Genomic DNA, 16,271 nt, shown 5'->3' with positions numbered 1-16,271 from the left:
CGGGGGATCCTTCCAGAGTCAGGTCAGCGGGGACGGTTCCGCCGCGAGCCGCGCGCACAGATAGGTCCAGACGCAGAGCGCGGCGATGTTGGAGGTGAGTTCGGCGTGGTCGTAGGGCGGCGACACCTCCACGCAATCCATGCCGACAAAGGGAAGCTGCATGGCGCAAAGCTCCTCGAGCAGCGACAGCACCTGGGCGCTGCTCAGCCCCCCGGGTTCGGGCGTGCCCGTGCCCGGGGCGAACGCCGGGTCCAGGCAGTCGATGTCGAGCGTGACATAGACCGGAGCCTGCGCCGCGGCCAGCCGGGCGCGGATATCGGCCGTGACCGGCGCCAGCTGCGACGCGCTCTCCAGGCCGCGCAACTCGCGCGCGGTGATCACGCGTCCGCCGATGGTGTTGACGTACTCGCGCGCGGCGCGCTCCGCGGCCGAGCGGATGCCCACCTGCACGACACCCTGCGGCACCACCAGCCCTTCCTGCACCGCCTCGTAAACCCAGGTGCCGTGGCCCGACGGCTCACCGAAATGGTCGGTCCAGGTATCGCAATGCGCGTCGAAGTGCAGCACCGCCAGCGGCTGCCCATGCACCGCGCACAGGGCCCGCAGCAAGGACAGGGTGATGGAGTGATCGCCGCCCAGCCACACCATGTGCTGACGCGCCAGGAGCGTTCGCGCCTGGGCTTCGAGCGCGGCGCGCATCGTCTCCAGGCTGGTGTTGGGCAGATAAAGATCGCCGTGATCGCAGATCTCGGCCGTCGGCGACAGGTCGAACAGCGGATGCGTGGCATCGCACAGCATCTGGCTGGCCTGGCGGATGGCGTTGGGCCCGAATCGGGCGCCGGGGCGGTTGGTCACCGCCCCATCCCAGGCCACGCCCGCCACCCCGAAACGGGGGGAAGGCGACTCCCCGGCGCAGGCAGCCGCGCCGAGGAACCTTTGCTGCGACAGATAGGCAAAAGCGTGCTGAACCATGATGTTTTGAATAAGTGAACGGACTGCGAAGTTCAGCGGGCAGCGGACAAGCCGCCGCCCCAACGCCAATGAAGCCTTGCAAGCGGTCTGAACCATATCGTCAATTCTTCACGAACGATAGAACCACTTTACCCACCGTGCGCGGGGCCATTTCGGCGCTTGCCATGCCCCCGCGGGCTTCGCGATACTGCGCGTCAGCCGTTTTCCACAGCGTCGTCCGACGCCCACCGTCATGAGTTCCACAAGCCTCTCCGCCGCGCGCGTCGCCCGCTTTCACGCGCAGGAATCCGCCCGCTTCCTGGCCGACCATCCGCGCTGCGCCGCGCTGCACCAGCAGGCCCAGCGCCACTTTCTGTTCGGCGTGCCCATGCACTGGATGGCCGATGCGCCTTCGCCCGTGCCGCTCTATGTGGACAGGGCGCAGGGTGCGCGCCTGTTCGATGTGGACGGTCACGCCATCATCGACTTCTGCCTGGGCGACACCGGCGCCATGTTCGGCCACAGCCCCGCGGCCATCGCCCGCACGCTGGCGGAGCAGGGCGCACTGGGCGCCACCACCATGCTGCCCTCGACCGTCGCGCTCGACGTGGCGGATCTGCTGGAGCGGCGCTTCGGCCTGCCGATGTGGCAGTTCACCGCCACCGCCAGCGATGCCAATCGCTTCGTGCTGCGCTGGGCGCGCGCGCTCACCGGGCGCAAACACATCGTGGTGTTCAACGGCTGCTATCACGGCACGGTCGACGATGTGTTCGTCGACCTCGACCCCAGCGGCACCACCCACACCCGCCCCAGCCTGCTGGGCCAGGTCGTCGACCTCACCACCCACACCCGGGTCGTCGAGTTCAACGACCTCGACGGCCTGCGATCCGCCCTCGCTGCAGGCGACGTCGCCTGCGTGCTGACCGAGCCGGTGCTCACCAATATCGGCATGGTCCTGCCCGAGCCCGGCTTTCTCGACGCCGTGCGCCAGCTCACCCGCGAACACGGCGCACTCCTGGTGATGGACGAGACGCACACCCTCTCGTGCGGCCCTGGCGGCTACTGCCGCGCCAACGGCCTGCAGCCCGACGTGCTCATCCTCGGCAAACCCATGGCCGGCGGCACGCCCGGCGCCACCTACGGCTTCACGACCGAAGTCGGCGCGCGCATGCAGGCCGTAAAGGCTGCCGCCGCGCCCGGGCACTCGGGCATCGGCACCACCCTGTCGGCCGGCCTGCTCACCCTGCGACTCATGCGCACCATGCTGGCCGAAGTCATGACCGACGCCGCCTATGCCCACATGTTCGCCATCGCCGAACAGGTGGCCTGCGGGCTGGAACGCGTGATCGAGGACCACGGATTGCGATGGACGGTGACGCGCATCGGCGCGCGCTGCGAAGTGCAGTTCGCGGCGCAGCGGCCGCGCAACGGCAGCGAAGCCCGTGCCGCCTTTGATGATGCGCTGGAGCCCGCGCTGCAGCTGGCGCTGATCAATCGCGGCGTCTTGCTGACCCCCTTCCACAACATGCTTCTGGCCAGCCCGGCCCACACCCAGGCCGACGCGGATGCCCTGATCCACGCGTTCGACGACGCGCTGCAAACCTTGAAAAGCGCCTGACCCAAGGCCAGGCCGGGCAGGTTTCTTGCGCCCCGCGCCAAGGACAGCCTGCCACGACGGGGCATCGACAGGTTGACACTCTGTATTTCAGAGCCATACACTCTGAAATGCAGAGTTCAATCACAAATTTCCGATGCCGCCCCTCGCCACGCAGCAACTCGACAGCATTCACGCCATGCTCGGCGCCGGACAGCGCAGCCTGCGCCTGGAGCGTCACAGCCTCGTGCTCTGGGGCGCGAGCTTCGGTGGGCTGATTCTGGTGAGCAACCACCTCTTTACCGCAGACCAGGTGCCAGACCCCACGCATCGCGCCCTGGCCTGGCTGGGACTGATGAGCGTGGTGCTCGCTGCGGTCAGCCTGCTGGACTGGCAGCTCACACGGCGGGTCAAGCGGGCGCGCGACGAATTCTGGTCTTTCGTCCACCGCCAGATCCTCAAGGTGTGGTGGCTGCTGCTCACCACCGGGGTGCTGGGCACGTTCGCCACTTTCTTCTACGGCGGGGCCTACCTCATCTTTCCGCTCTGGCTCGTTCTCGTGGGACTGGGGCTGTTCGTGCACGGCCTGTTTTCTCAGCCCTTGGTGGAATGGACTGGCGGCCTGCTCATCGCGTTCGGGGTCTGCGGCGTGCTGTTTCGCCTGGACGTGCAGACGCTGCAACACCTGGCTGCCGCGGCCTTCGGCCTGGGCATGCCGCTGCTGGCCGTGCTGCTCGAAAATGGGCAAGCGCGCGGTTCCCCGTTTGTTCTGCGCAGCGTGAAACTGCTCCTTTGGCTGGGCGTGGTCCTCGCGCCGCCGCTTTGGGCCCAGCGCATGGCCGATGCGCGGCAGCCAGCCGATGCGCCACTGCAGACCCTGGCCGAGTTTTCCCGCCACCCACTGCCGCGCCAGATCGTGCTTCTGCCCGCGGGCCTGGAGGTGCCCGTGCAGATCGACGTGTCTGGCGACACCTTCGCCCCCGGCACGCAAACCGTTCTGCCGCTCGTGCTCAGGCGCCCGGTGGAGGTACTCGTCGACCGGGGACAACTCACCGGTGCATGGCGATTCCAGGGCGGCAACTGGCACCGCGACGCATGGCCCTCCTCGCTGCTGATTCCCTCCATGCGAGCCACGTTGCAACCTGGCACCGGCCCCCGGCTGCAGGTCGACCTGTTGGTTCGCATGGCCGCGCACGCCCCCTCCTGACCCCTCACCTTTTCATGGAGTTTTTCATGCGACACCTTTTTCTGCCTTTACTCCTTGCCAGCGCCACGCTGGCAGCTTGCAGCACGCTGCCCGGCGGGCCCGCCCCCACCGCGGCCGAAACGGCCAAGCTGCCCGTCGTCAACGTGGGCCAGCCGCTGCCCTCCGGCGATGCCTATGTGCTCTATTTCCCGGCAGGCACGCCGCTGCCGATCCGCACCGTGGTCGATGGCAGCGCCTTTGCCCAGACCGGCGAATCCACCCTCCATGTCGTCCTCAAACACGGCATCTACGGCTATCGGCAATACGCCAGCCTGGACGGTCGGCATTGGATCCCCTGGAGCCAGATGCTCAAGACCCAGGTCCAACTCCACATCCCCGGCAAGAACGGCAAGGACGCCGCCGTGCTGCACCTCCAGATGGACGCCCTGAATCCGCCCGCGCCGTGAGCATCGACGCCCTTGATCCCCTGCTGCACCAGCCTCTGCGCACACAGATCGCGGCCTACCTCGCCGGGGCGGGGCAGGCCACGTTTTCCGACCTCAAGCGTCTGATCGATGTGTCGGACGGCAATCTGGACGCGCACCTGAAAAAGCTGCTTGCCGCGGGATACTTGCAGGCGAGCCGGATCACCGAGGGGCCTCGCGCCCAGACCGCCTATGCGCTCACGCCCTCAGGGCACGAAGCCCTGCAGGCCTATGTCGCCGCACTGAAAGGCTTGATCGCCTTCGCCCAGGCCGATTCTTCATCCGCGCACCCTGCGCCGCAGACTCCGGCCTTGGTCACCCCGAGCCGATGACGGCCCGCCGACATCGTCGGCAGGCCCGGCTCTCAAGGAAACTCGGGGACGCTCAGTAGGGAGTGACCGGCAGACCGCGCTGCTCCCATTCATTCATGCCGCCCTGATAGGAGCGCACCCCCTTCACGGCCATGATGCGATCGAGCACGAACCAGGCGCCCGCCGCGTATTGCCCGGTATTGCAATACACGATGCCGGGGGCGAGCCGCTTCACGCCGCCCGCCGCCAGGACCCGGCGATACACCGGCGCCGAGAGAAAACGCCAGGAGCCATCGTCCGCATTGCGATAGAAGAGTTCGGCGGGCAACGGCTGGGCGCCGGCCAGCCGACCCGCGCGCGGCACCACCGGCGTGCGCTCGAGGCCGACGATCTGGGGCAGTGGACGGGCGTCGAGCAGTAGGGCGTGGTTGCGCTGGGCCGCCTGGACGTCCTCGGTGGTGGCCAGCAGCTTGCGGTCGGCCGTCTTGGCCGTCCACTTGCTCGCCGTCATCGGGGCGATGGCATCGGTATCAACGTCGTAGCCTGCGGAAATCCAGGCATGCATGCCGCCGTTGAGAATGGCGATCTGCTCGGCCGGCACACCAAACACCTGCAATTCCCAGGCGAAGAAGGCGGCCTCCTGCAACGAGGTGGCGTCGTCACCGGTCGGCACGATGACGATGGGCTTGTCCTGCTGCAGCTGCACGCCCCGCATGCTGGCCTGGAACTCCTCGGCCGTGGGCATGAGGAAGTCCACCGGATGGCCCTGGATGTCGCGCTTCTGGCGCAGGCCCCAGAAATTCACCGAGAGCGCATCGGGAACGTGCCCCCCAACTTCGTCCAGCACCTTCTGACCCTTGACGGTGCTGAATTTGGGATCGTTGGTCAACGAATCGAGGTTGTCGCGAACGTCCACGATCTGCACCTTGGACGCATGTTCATGCAGCCACGGCGGCGTCACCAACGGACCCGGCAGAACCATGGCCTGGGCCACGCCGGCGCAGGCCCCCAGCACCCAGACCGCCAGGGCCCTGCCCCAACGCTGAAACCCGAGAATTCTCCCTATGCTCATCGCGCTTCCTCCCTTGTCATGTGAGGAGCGGATTCTGGAGTGTTGCAGGGCGCCGCAACAGCGGCAATCCCCGCATTTTTCATCGAACAAATCGATGAATTGCTAGAAATCAAACAAAAATACTCTGCATAGTATGGCGTCCGCCGCCACGCGCACCGCAAAGACTCAAGGCTTCAGATACTCGAAACCCGCGTGCTCCAGTTGCATGATGCGCACCACCCCGGCCGGCACGATGACCGCCTGCGGAACGAGTTCGGGCAGGTGACCGAGCTTCTTCGCCATGCCTTCCATGGTGTTGTGGCAGGCATCGAACTCGATGCCTTCGGCATCCTGCGCCGCGATGCGCTGCGCCATCGGGCTGTCCTTGAGCAACATGCGCAGTCCGGGACCGTAGGCCACCACCACCACTTGCACCTTCTCCTGACCGAAATAATCGAGCGCGTTCTGGGCGTTGTTGAGCACCAGGGCCCAGCGCTGAGGATCGTCTTCACTCACCTGCAGCACCATCTTGTACTGCGCGAAGGGAAGTTGGTGAATGAAGGTGGGCGAGTCGAACTTGAAATCGTTCAACATCGACGGATTGGCCGCCTGCGCGGTCGCCAGACCGGCGCCGAACAGCGAAAAGGCCAGGAAAAACCCGCGTAGTCCACGGGCCGAAAGCTTGTACTGCATGTCTTCTCCTTTGGGTGACGGCGCACTCTGTGGCACGCACGGCGGCCATTCTGACGGGATTCGACCGATCAAACGTATCAAGATGTGACGCCCCCATCTTCGATGCGGCCAAAGAACGCGCCCCATTGACGTGTTCCGCGCGCGGTCAGGCTCACGGCGCGACTGTCGAGGTGAGGGCGCAGCCACCCCCAGAGGCCCTGACAAATGGTGGTGCCGCTCGCTCCAATCGATGCAGGTCCTGCTGACCGCATTTCTCTGCAGCAGTGCCGCATCAAGCCCGAGATGGCCCAGCAACACCAGGCCCTGCGGCGTCAGATGCGCGAGATCATCCGCGATCTGCAAAGCGCCCCGGGCTGTCAGCCCGTCGCAGATCGACACCCCCAAGCGGCCTGCCAGATGGCTGTAGCAGGTGCGTCCAACCTGCAGCATGGGGTCGACCCTCGACGTTGTCCGCGTCTCGCAAACCTGGGCCGCCACCAGCATCAGCGACTCCAGCAGCGCCGCCACCTGCTCGGATGCCAGCCGGTAATAGCGATGGCGCCCCTGCTGCTTCGCGCTCAGCAAGCCAGCGTCGCGCAGCGCGGCCAGATGGCCGCTGGCGGTCGCCGCGCTCACCCCTGCACACGCGGCCAGTTCGCCCGCCGGCAGCGCCCGGCCGTCGCCCAGCGCCAGCAGCATGGCCGCACGCGCAGGTTCGCCCACCAGGGCCGCGATGCGGGCGATGTCGATGTCGTGGGTCATGGGGGCGGGTGAAGGTTGATCGCGCTTTGCTCAGCCATGCACCTGCCGGGAATCGGGAGGCGCCTGGTCGCGGTCATGCAAACCATAGTCGCGCACAACAGCGGCCACGCGCAAGCGGTAGTCCCTGAAGAGGTCGCCGCGCCCCGCCGCCTGCGCGGCCCGATGCACGTCCAGACTGCGCCACCGCGCAACGGCTTCTTCATCGCGCCAGAACGACAGCGACAACAGCTTGCCCGGCTGCGACAGACTGGCGAAGCACTCGATGGAGAGAAAGCCGTCGATCTGCTGCAGATGAGCACGCAGCCCTTCCGCCGAGGCGAGATAGTCGTCCTGCCGCCCCTCGCGCGGCGTCACTTCGAAAATGACGGCCATCATGCCCCGGCCTCCAAGGCATGTGCCGGCATGCCCAAGGTGCCGTCGACCACCGACACGAAGCTGCGCTCCTCGCGCAAGATGAAGCGGTGCGCCTGTGCGAACGCGAAGTTCTCGCTTCCCTGCGGATCGGCCTTCAAACGCAGGCGATAGCGTTCGTAGGCCGCCAAGGATTCGAAGGCGATCAGCCCCCAGGCCACGTCGTTGGTGCCTTCATGCGGCAGAAAGTACCCCACCAGATGCCCACCGCAGGCGGGAATGATGCGCCCCCAGTTCGCGGCGTACTGCCTGAAGGCATCAAGCTGGAAGGGGTCGATTTCGTAGCGGATCAGACAGGTCAGCGTCATGGCGTTCTCCGGTTGCAATGTCCATGGCGCCAATTCTGGGCGGCTTGCCTGGCACATGCTTCGGCGTACGCCGAAGCATGGTCACAAGCCCGGTGGAATGATGGCTTCTCCTCCACGCCAAGCCATTGTCAAGACTCTCCCATCTCAGATTTCCGCGACGACCGACGGTCGCCGCGCCACGCTGTTCATTCTCTGTCTCGCGGTGCTCATTGCCCAGATCGACACCTCGGTGGTCAATCTCGCGGTGCACGCCATCGGCACCGGGCTGCGCGCCCCGCTGCAGATGCTGCAACTCGCCGCGATGGCAGCGCGAGCGCGCGCGCTCAGCTCTGCACCAGCCGCTTCGATTTGGCGATCGAGAACAACATGCCCGCGCCCAGCATGAGGGTGATGAGCGCTGTGCCGCCATAGCTGACGAAGGGCAGGGGCACGCCGACCACCGGCAGGATGCCCGACACCATGCCCATGTTGACGAAGGCGTAGATGAAGAAGATCAGGGTCACCGACGCGGCCAGCAGGCGCGAAAACAGCGTGGGCGCGTTGGCCGCGATCATCAGCCCGCGCAGAATGAAGAAGGCATAGGCGGCCAGCAGCATCAGATTGCCCGCCAGCCCCCACTCCTCGGCCAGCACCGAGAACACGAAGTCGGTATGCGATTCGGGGACGAAGTTCAGATGCGCCTGGGTGCCGTGCAGATAGCCCTGACCGAACACCCCGCCGGAGCCGATGGCGATCATGCTCTGAATGATGTTGAAGCCCTTGCCCAGGGGGTCGCTCTGCGGGTCGAGCAGCATCATCAGCCGCTGCCGCTGATAGTCGTGCATGAAGTGCCACAGCACCGGCGCACTCGCCGCGGCCAGAGCAACCAGCACGCCGATGACCCGCCATGAAAGCCCGGCGAAGAAGATGACGAACGCCCCGGTGAACAGCACCAGCAGCGCGGTGCCGAGGTCGGGCTGTTTCATGATGAGCCCCACCGGAATGGCCAGCAGCACGGCCGCGATGAAAAAGTCCTTCACCCGGATCTGCCCCTCGCGCCGCTGGAAGTACCAGGCCAGCATCAGCGGCACGGCGATCTTCATGATCTCCGAAGGCTGGACCACGGTGATGCCCAGATCGAGCCAGCGGCGCGCGCCCTTGCGCACCAGGCCGAACATGGCCGTGGCCACGAGCAGCGCCACCCCCACCGTATAGACCGGAACGGCAACCTGCATGAGGCGCTGCGGCGGCACCTGGGCGGTGACGAACAGCACCAGAAAGCCGATGGCCAGATTGCGCAGGTGGTCGTCGAACGGCACGTGGGCATCCTGCAGCGCCGAAAACAGCACGATGCAGCCGATGGCCACCAACCACAGCAGCCCAGCGGCCAGTGGCGCGTCGAAGCCGGTGAGGAACGGTCGCACGCGATGCCAAAGCGGCGGACGTCCAAAAGTCGCGTTCATGAGCCCCCCTTGCTGTGACTTTGCAGTGCGCTCATAGCCGCACGCCTTCCGAGTCGTCGCTCACGTCGGGCCGTGCGCCGAAGCGGGTGAACAGCGGTGCGCGCAGTCCGCCCATGCAGGCCGTGCGCGGATAGTTGCCCAGCGCATCGGCATCGAAAGCCGTGGGCGTGGCCCGCGCCGCAGCGGAGGCGCCGGGGGCTGCTCGCTTGTCCACCGACCCAGCCGCCGACGCGGCCGTCGCCGCGGCAGGCACCGCCGCCTTCGCCCCGGAGGCCGCTCCCTCGGGGGCGGACGCGGCTGGCGCGGGCGGGGGCTTGGACCCGGGGACATGGGGAACTCCCTCACGTTCGCCCGCGTAGGCAAACGTCACGGGCTGCGGCTTGGCCCCGCTGATCTTCTCGATCTCGGCATCGGTGGGATAGAGGCCGAGCAGGTGGTAGTCGAGCGCCTTGCGCGCGATCGGCGCAGCGGCCACGCCGCCGAAACCAGCGTTTTCCACGATCATGGCCAGGGCGATCACCGGGTTCTCGGCCGGGGCATAAACCACATACAGGGCGTGGTCGCGCAGGTGATGCGCCACGTCCTTGACGTCATACGTCTGGTTCTGGCCGACGGTGAACACCTGGGCCGTGCCGGTCTTGCCCGCACTGGTGTACTGCGCGCCCTTGAACGCTTCAGCCCCCGTGCCCCCGGTTTGATTCACCCCGATCATGCCGTCGTGCACGACCTGCCAATAGGCCGGATTCATGGAGATGCGCTCGGCCACCGGCGCCTGCACCGGCGTGAATCGCCGTGTGGCCATGTCCTCCACCGCGCGCACCACGCGGGGCGCGTAGCGCGTGCCTTGATTCGCCATTGTGGACAGGGCTGTGGCCATCTGCAAAGGGGTGAAGGTGTTGTAGCCCTGGCCTATTCCTAAGCTGATGGTGTCGCCCGGGTACCAGACCTTCTGCGCCGGGCTGCGGAAGACCCGGCGCTTCCAGGCCTTGCTCGGCAACACGCCCTTGGCCTCGCCCTGCAGGTCGATGCCGGTGGCCTGGCCGAAGCTGAACTTGCTGGTGTAGTTGGCCATGCCGTCCACGCCCCAGTCGTGCGCCACCATGTAGAAATACACGTCGCACGAAACCTGAATGGCCTTGCGCATGTCGACGATGCCGTGACCTCCGGGCACGTCGTCGCGGAACCGGTGCCCGGCGAACAGGAAATAGCCCGGGTCGCGGAAACTCCACTGCGCGGTGCGAATGCCATCGGTCAACGCGCCCATCGCCAGATACGGCTTGTACGTCGAACCGGGCGGAAAGGTGCCGCGCAGCACGCGGTTGAGCAGCGGCCGGTCGGGCGAGGTGTTGAGCGCGTCCCAGTTGGCCTGATCGATGCCGTCGACGAACAGATTGGGATCGAAGGTCGGCATGGAGACGAAGGCCAGCACCTCGCCGTTGCGCGGATCGATGGCCACGCAGGCGCCGCGCCGCTTGCCGTACAGGTCTTCGATGAGCTTCTGCAGGCGGATGTCCGCCCCCAGCACCAGGTTCTGGCCTGGCGTGGCGGCCACAGTCTTGATCTTGCGCACCGGGCGCCCCGTGGCGTTGACCTCGACTTCCTCATAGCCCGTGACGCCGTGCAGCTGCGCCTCATAAGCCTGCTCCACGCCGAGCTTGCCGATATGGTCGGTGCCGAGATAGTTGCTGGCGTCGTCGCTGTCGTCGATGCGCTGTTGCTCGGCCTGGTTGATGCGGCCGATATAGCCCAGAAGATGACAGCCCAGCGTGCCCAGCGGATAGTTGCGGAACAGCCGCGCCCGCACATTCACGCCCGGAAAGCGGAAACGCTGCGCCACGAAACGCGCCACCTGATCGTCGGTGAGTTTGTTGAGGATGGGCAGCGACTGAAAGCGCCGCGACTGCCCCAGCAAGGTGTTGAAGCGCCGCTCGTCGAAGGGCGTGATGGGCACGATGGCCTTGAGCGCGTCGATGGTGCCTTGCAGGGTGCCCTGGATCTTCGACGGCGTGATCTCCAGCGTGTAAGCCGCGTAATTGTTGGCCAGGATGATGCCGTTGCGGTCGAGAATCAGGCCGCGCTGCGGCGGAATCGGCACCAGCGCGATGCGGTTGTCCTGCGCCTGGGTGGAAAACTGCCGATGCCGCACCACCTGCAGCCAAAGCCAGCGACCGATGAGCAGCGCAAAGCTCAGCACCACCACGCCGGCCGCCAGGATCACACGGCGGCGAAAGCGCAGCAACTCGCGTTCGATATTGCGCAGCTCAGTCATGGGGGCGGCAGATCAAAGGATTTTGGAGCCGGGCTCGCTCGCAAGGTTCAGCAGATCCGCCCTCACAGCGGACGATTGCGATCGGAGTCTGGTGCGCGCCGCTGGGGGGCCAGCAACACCCACGACAGCGGTGCCCACAAAGCGGCCTGCAGGAAAGGCGTCAACAGGAACATCCATCCCGGGAAACTTCCGCCCGCCCACATGCCCACCAGAAGCAGCAGCAACTGCGTGGCCACCAGCAGCGGCAGCACGTGCAGGGCCTGCTGCAGGGGCGGAAACCAGAGCAGGCGCCGATGCAGGCTGATGGCGAAATAGCTCAACACCGTGTACGCCAGCGCATGCTGGCCCAGCACCGAGCCCTGCTGCACATCCACCGCCAGCCCCAGCACGAAGGCCACGGCCATGCCCACACGGCGCGGCTGATGCACATTCCAGAACACCAGGGTGAGCGCCACCAGATCGGGCATCCACGCCAGACGCCCGAGCGGGAGAAAGTCGATCAACAGCGCCACCAGCAGACTCAAGGCGATGAACCAGGGCTTGACGGGCAGCAGCAGCACTTCGCGCGCGCCGCCGGCAGGCGCCCGCGCCGTGGGCATGACGACCTGATCGGACCGGCGACGGCGTGGAAGCCAGCTCACTTATGCCCCATTCCACGAGAGGCCGCAGCCGTGGGCACGACGGAAGCCGCGCCCGCTGGCTTCACCGGCGCCCCGCCCTTCTCGACCGTGGACCCGGCCACCAGCGGGGTAAGCGGCTTGAGCACCAGCACATGCCGCCCGCCCTCGACATCGGCCATGGGCGCACACATCACCCGGGCGAAAGCGGTGTCGCGCTGGCGCGTCACCGACGTGACCCGCGCGACCCGAAGGCCCGCCGGGTAAATGCCGTCGACGCCGCTGGTCACCAGAACATCGCCCGCCCGCACATCCGCTGCGGCGGGCATCCAGCGCAACTCCATGCCGCCCTGGGCCATGCCCGGTTCGCCGTAGAGCACGCCGCGCTCGCCGGTGCGCTGGTTCTGCACCGGCACCACGGCGTCGCGGTCGGTGATGAGGGTGACTTCGGCACTCCAGGGGTAGTCGCGCGTGACCTGCCCGAGCAGGCCGGTCTCGTCGATCACGGGCGAGCCCAGCACCACGCCCTGCAGGCTGCCCCGGTTGATCACCACGGTGCGACTGAACGGGTCGCTGGCCTGCGCACTGATCTGCGCCGCCACCGACTGCGGAGGCAGGCTTTGCTGCAGCTGAAGCAGACTGCGCAGACGGTTGTTTTCCAGCCGCAACTGCGTTTCGAGCTGAGCCTGCAGCGACAAGGCCACGTTGGCGCGCTGCAGACGGCTGATCTCCTCCTGCGCCTTGGTCGGCGCTTCGAGGTAGCTGCCCAGTTCCCGCGCCCCATTCACCGGGGCCTGGGCGATGCGCTGCAAGGGATAGATCACCACCGACAAGCCCTGCCGCAACATGGGCGTGACCTTGAACCGCACGTCCAGCGCCATCAGCAACACCGCGAGCGCGGAAAACAGCAGCAGCCGCGTGAGCGCAGAAGGCCCCTGCCGGAAGAACGGCGGAGGAGAGCGCTCAAGAGTGCCGTAGGCCATGGGAACGAAAAGAAACGCAGCGCCAGAACAGCTCGCAACAGAACCCGGAACGGGGCCACACCACACGGCGTGCCCCGGAAAATCCGTCGATTACTCCGACGTGAAAATGGTGCCCAGCCGGTCCATGCGTTCCAGCGCCATGCCGCTGCCGCGGGCCACGCAGGTCAGCGGGTCTTCGGCCACGAGCACCGGCAGGCCGGTTTCCTCGGCCAGCAGGCGGTCGAGGTCGCGCAGCAGCGCGCCGCCGCCCGTGAGCATCATGCCGCGCTCGGCGATGTCGGCGCCCAGTTCGGGCGGGGTTTGCTCCAGGGCGTTCTTCACGGCCGAGACGATCTGGTTGAGCGGGTCGGTCAGCGCTTCGAGAATTTCGTTGCTCGAAATGGTGAAGCTGCGCGGCACGCCTTCGCTGAGGTTGCGGCCCTTGACTTCCATTTCCTTGACTTCCGAGCCGGGGAAGGCCGAGCCGATCTGCTTCTTGATCTGCTCGGCGGTGGGTTCGCCGATCAGCATGCCGTAATTGCGGCGGATGTAGTTGATGATGGCCTCGTCGAACTTGTCGCCACCCATGCGCACGCTGCCTTTGTAGACCGTGCCGCCCAGCGAGATCACGCCGACCTCGGTCGTGCCGCCGCCGATGTCCACGATCATCGACCCCGTGGCTTCGCTGACCGGCAGGCCGGCACCGATGGCAGCGGCCATGGGCTCTTCGATGAGATAGACCTCGCTGGCGCCCGCGCCCAGGGCCGACTCGCGAATGGCGCGCCGCTCGACCTGGGTGGAGCCGCAGGGCACGCAGATGATGATGCGCGGACTCGGCCGGAACATCCGGGTGTCGTGCGCCATCTTGATGAACTGCTTGAGCATCTGCTCGGTCACGGTGAAGTCGGCGATCACGCCGTCCTTCATCGGCCGGATGGCCTCGATATTGCCCGGCACCTTGCCGAGCATCTGCTTGGCCTCCTTGCCGACGGCCTGAATGGTTTTCTTGCCGCTGGGGCCGCCCTCATGGCGGATGGCAACGACAGACGGCTCATCGAGCACGATGCCCTTGCCCCGCACATAGATCAGGGTGTTGCCGGTGCCGAGGTCGATGGCCAGGTCCGTCGAAAAATACTGACGAAAGGTTCGGAACATGGACGGTAGAAGGCGCAGCGGGCGCCGAAGTAGCGGGTTGTGTGTGGAATAAGCAACAGCAGGGCTTGATTTTCAGAACAAATCCTGCGCGCCAAATCGACGCATCATAACCCATGCATGCGCATAAAATGGCGTTTTCCGCAGGCCTTTCCAGGGGAGACCGGAGCGCGTTTTCGCCCGATCGTCCCTGCTTCGTTCCTGCGAACTGCCCGCCTGTTCTCCGAGAGATTCTCCGCTTGCCGGAGGGTCCGCCGGACGGCCTGATCGTTTCCGCCCCCCCGCCATGTCCCTCACCCTTCCCGATATCGACCGCCTGGCGCAACTCGCCCGGCTGGATCTGTCCGTCAGCGAGCGCGAACACATGCTGACCGACCTGAATGCGTTCTTTGCCGTGGTCGAGCAAATGCGCGCGGTCAACACCGACAACGTCACCCCGCTGGCCCACCCGCTCTCGGCCGTGCAGGACATGCCGTTGCGCCTGCGCGCCGACGCCGTGACCGAGGGCAACATCCGCGACGCGGCCCTGCGCAACGCGCCGGATGCGCAGGATGGCCTGTTCCTCGTGCCGAAGGTGATCGAATGAACGCGGCCGACCCGTCCACCGCCGACCTGCGCACGCTCACCGGGGCCTTGGCCGCACGCGAGGTCTCCAGCGTCGAACTCGTCCGCGCGGCGCTCGACCGCATCGCCGCCCACGCCGATCTGGGCGCCTTCCTCCACGTCGATGCCGAAGGCGCCCTGCGGGCCGCGCAGGCGGCCGACAGCGCCCGCGCCGCGGGCGACACCCGGCCGCTGCTGGGCGTGCCGGTGGCGCACAAAGACGTGTTCGTCACCCGCGCCATGCCGGCCACCGCTGGTTCGCGCATGCTGGCCGGTTATGCCAGCCCGTTCGATGCCACCGTGGTCGCCCGCCTGGGCTCGGGGGCCGACGACTTTGCGGGCGCCGGCATGGTCACCGTGGGCAAGACCAATATGGACGAATTCGCCATGGGCTCGTCCAACGAGAACTCGGCCTACAACCCCGTGCGCAACCCCTGGGACGCCACCGCCATTCCCGGCGGCTCGTCGGGCGGCTCGGCCGCAGCGGTGGCCGCGCGCCTGGTGAGCGCCGCCACCGGCACCGACACCGGCGGCTCGATCCGCCAGCCCGCGGCCATGTGCGGCATCACGGGCATCAAGCCGACCTACGGCCTGTGCTCGCGCTACGGCATGATCGCCTTCGCCTCCAGCCTCGACCAGGCCGGCCCGATGGCGCAGACCGCGTGGGACTGCGCCGCCCTGCTCACGGCCATGACCGGGTTCGACCCGCGCGACGCCACCAGCGTGGAGCGCGCCGTGCCCGACTATGTCGCCGCACTCGATCACCCCCTGCCCGGCGCCACCGCCGCACAGCCGATCAAGGGTCTGCGCATCGGCTTGCCGCGCGAGTACTTCGGCGCGGGCCTGGCCGCCGAGGTCGAAGCCGCCGTGCGCGAAGCCCTCAAGACGATGGAGGGCCAGGGCGCCACGCTGGTGGACGTCTCGCTGCCGCTGACCGAGCTGTCCATTCCGGCCTACTACATCATCGCGCCGGCCGAGGCCAGCTCCAACCTGAGCCGCTTCGACGGCGTGCGTTTCGGCCATCGCGCGGCGCACTACAAAGACCTGGCCGAGATGTACGGCAAGAGCCGCGCCGAAGGCTTCGGCCCCGAGGTCAAGCGCCGCATCATGATCGGCGCCTATGTGCTGTCGCACGGCTATTACGACGCCTACTACCTGCAGGCGCAGAAGATCCGCCGCCTCATCGCCGACGATTTCGCCCGCGCCTTCACCCAGTGCGACGTGATCGCGGGCCCGGTATCGCCCACCGTGGCGTGGAATCTGGGCGACAAGGCCGACCCGCTGGCCAACTACCTGGCCGACATCTACACGCTTTCGGCCAGTCTGGCCGGGCTGCCTGGCATGAGCGTGCCCGCGGGCTTCGGCGCGGGCGCCAACGCGCGCCGCCCGGTCGGCCTGCAACTCATCGGGCCGCACTTCGCTGAAGAGCGCCTGCTACAGCTCGCGCACCAGTTCCAGCAGGCGAGCGACTGGCATCGCCGCAGCCCGTTCTAAA

At 66.9% G+C, this 16,271-nt stretch carries 16 protein-coding genes; 6 read left to right on the top strand and 10 right to left on the bottom strand.

Annotation, left to right across the window (positions count from 1 at the left end):
* Positions 1-18 precede the first annotated feature (18 nt).
* The gene (gene speB, locus BVH73_RS09470) at positions 19-972 is read right to left on the bottom strand and encodes an agmatinase (RefSeq protein WP_079418101.1); all 954 of its coding nucleotides are present in this window, start codon (positions 970-972) and stop codon (positions 19-21) included.
* A gap of 232 nt (positions 973-1,204) precedes the next feature.
* On the opposite strand from speB, the gene BVH73_RS09465 reads away from it, so the two are divergent.
* The 4 genes from BVH73_RS09465 (at position 1,205) to BVH73_RS09450 (ending at position 4,548) form a co-directional block, all read left to right on the top strand.
* Positions 1,205-2,569, top strand: a complete 1,365-nt coding sequence (locus tag BVH73_RS09465; protein WP_079418099.1) for an aspartate aminotransferase family protein — start codon at positions 1,205-1,207, stop codon at positions 2,567-2,569.
* Between the two features lie 133 nt (positions 2,570-2,702).
* Positions 2,703-3,752: an MFS transporter permease gene (locus BVH73_RS09460; protein WP_079418097.1), complete on the top strand. Its 1,050-nt coding sequence runs from the start codon at positions 2,703-2,705 to the stop codon at positions 3,750-3,752.
* Between the two features lie 26 nt (positions 3,753-3,778).
* Positions 3,779-4,198: a hypothetical protein gene (locus BVH73_RS09455; RefSeq protein ID WP_079420495.1), complete on the top strand. Its 420-nt coding sequence runs from the start codon at positions 3,779-3,781 to the stop codon at positions 4,196-4,198.
* The gene (locus tag BVH73_RS09450) at positions 4,195-4,548 is read left to right on the top strand and encodes a transcriptional regulator (protein ID WP_079418095.1); all 354 of its coding nucleotides are present in this window, start codon (positions 4,195-4,197) and stop codon (positions 4,546-4,548) included. Before BVH73_RS09455 ends, BVH73_RS09450 begins: the two co-directional genes overlap by 4 nt.
* Positions 4,549-4,600: 52 nt before the next feature.
* Here BVH73_RS09450 and BVH73_RS09445 read toward each other — a convergent pair whose 3' ends face one another.
* The 9 genes from BVH73_RS09445 to BVH73_RS09395 all read right to left on the bottom strand — a co-directional run bounded on the left by BVH73_RS09445 (position 4,601) and on the right by BVH73_RS09395 (position 14,176).
* Positions 4,601-5,599: a sulfurtransferase gene (locus BVH73_RS09445; protein ID WP_079418093.1), complete on the bottom strand. Its 999-nt coding sequence runs from the start codon at positions 5,597-5,599 to the stop codon at positions 4,601-4,603.
* A 165-nt stretch (positions 5,600-5,764) separates the two neighbouring features.
* Positions 5,765-7,012 carry a metalloregulator ArsR/SmtB family transcription factor gene (locus BVH73_RS16090; RefSeq protein ID WP_245800310.1) on the bottom strand — a complete coding sequence of 416 codons (1,248 nt, stop codon included), beginning with the start codon at positions 7,010-7,012 and terminating at the stop codon, positions 5,765-5,767.
* Positions 7,013-7,042: 30 nt separating this feature from the next.
* Positions 7,043-7,387 (bottom strand): antibiotic biosynthesis monooxygenase family protein, encoded by a 345-nt coding sequence (locus tag BVH73_RS09430; RefSeq protein ID WP_079418089.1) that lies wholly within the window; start codon positions 7,385-7,387, stop codon positions 7,043-7,045.
* A complete protein-coding gene (locus tag BVH73_RS09425) occupies positions 7,384-7,731 on the bottom strand; it encodes an NIPSNAP family protein (RefSeq protein WP_079418088.1) in 348 nt (115 codons plus the stop codon). The genes BVH73_RS09430 and BVH73_RS09425 overlap by 4 nt, the downstream gene beginning before the upstream one ends.
* Before the next feature lie 323 nt (positions 7,732-8,054).
* Positions 8,055-9,173, bottom strand: coding sequence for a rod shape-determining protein RodA (gene rodA / locus BVH73_RS09415; RefSeq protein ID WP_079418086.1), 1,119 nt, complete (start codon positions 9,171-9,173; stop codon positions 8,055-8,057).
* Positions 9,174-9,204: 31 nt separating this feature from the next.
* A complete protein-coding gene (mrdA, locus tag BVH73_RS09410; RefSeq protein ID WP_079418084.1) occupies positions 9,205-11,442 on the bottom strand; it encodes a penicillin-binding protein 2 in 2,238 nt (745 codons plus the stop codon).
* A gap of 62 nt (positions 11,443-11,504) precedes the next feature.
* On the bottom strand, positions 11,505-12,041 hold the full coding sequence (gene mreD, locus BVH73_RS09405; protein ID WP_079418082.1) for a rod shape-determining protein MreD: 537 nt from the start codon (positions 12,039-12,041) through the stop codon (positions 11,505-11,507).
* Between the two features lie 38 nt (positions 12,042-12,079).
* Positions 12,080-13,042, bottom strand: coding sequence for a rod shape-determining protein MreC (gene mreC / locus BVH73_RS09400; RefSeq protein ID WP_079418080.1), 963 nt, complete (start codon positions 13,040-13,042; stop codon positions 12,080-12,082).
* 90 nt (positions 13,043-13,132) lie between these two features.
* A complete protein-coding gene (locus BVH73_RS09395) occupies positions 13,133-14,176 on the bottom strand; it encodes a rod shape-determining protein (protein ID WP_079418078.1) in 1,044 nt (347 codons plus the stop codon).
* A 283-nt stretch (positions 14,177-14,459) separates the two neighbouring features.
* Here BVH73_RS09395 and gatC point away from each other — a divergent pair, with 283 nt between their 5' ends.
* Entirely contained in the window at positions 14,460-14,759 is a 300-nt protein-coding gene (gene gatC, locus BVH73_RS09390; RefSeq protein ID WP_079418076.1) for an Asp-tRNA(Asn)/Glu-tRNA(Gln) amidotransferase subunit GatC, read from the top strand.
* A complete protein-coding gene (gatA, locus tag BVH73_RS09385; protein ID WP_079418074.1) occupies positions 14,756-16,270 on the top strand; it encodes an Asp-tRNA(Asn)/Glu-tRNA(Gln) amidotransferase subunit GatA in 1,515 nt (504 codons plus the stop codon). Before gatC ends, gatA begins: the two co-directional genes overlap by 4 nt.
* Position 16,271: the final 1 nt, after the last annotated feature.

The organism is Thiomonas intermedia (assembly GCF_002028405.1).
GTDB lineage: Bacteria > Pseudomonadota > Gammaproteobacteria > Burkholderiales > Burkholderiaceae_C > Thiomonas > Thiomonas intermedia.
The sequence above is the reverse complement of the archived record's forward strand: the minus strand, read 5'-3'. Positions and strand labels throughout refer to the sequence as shown.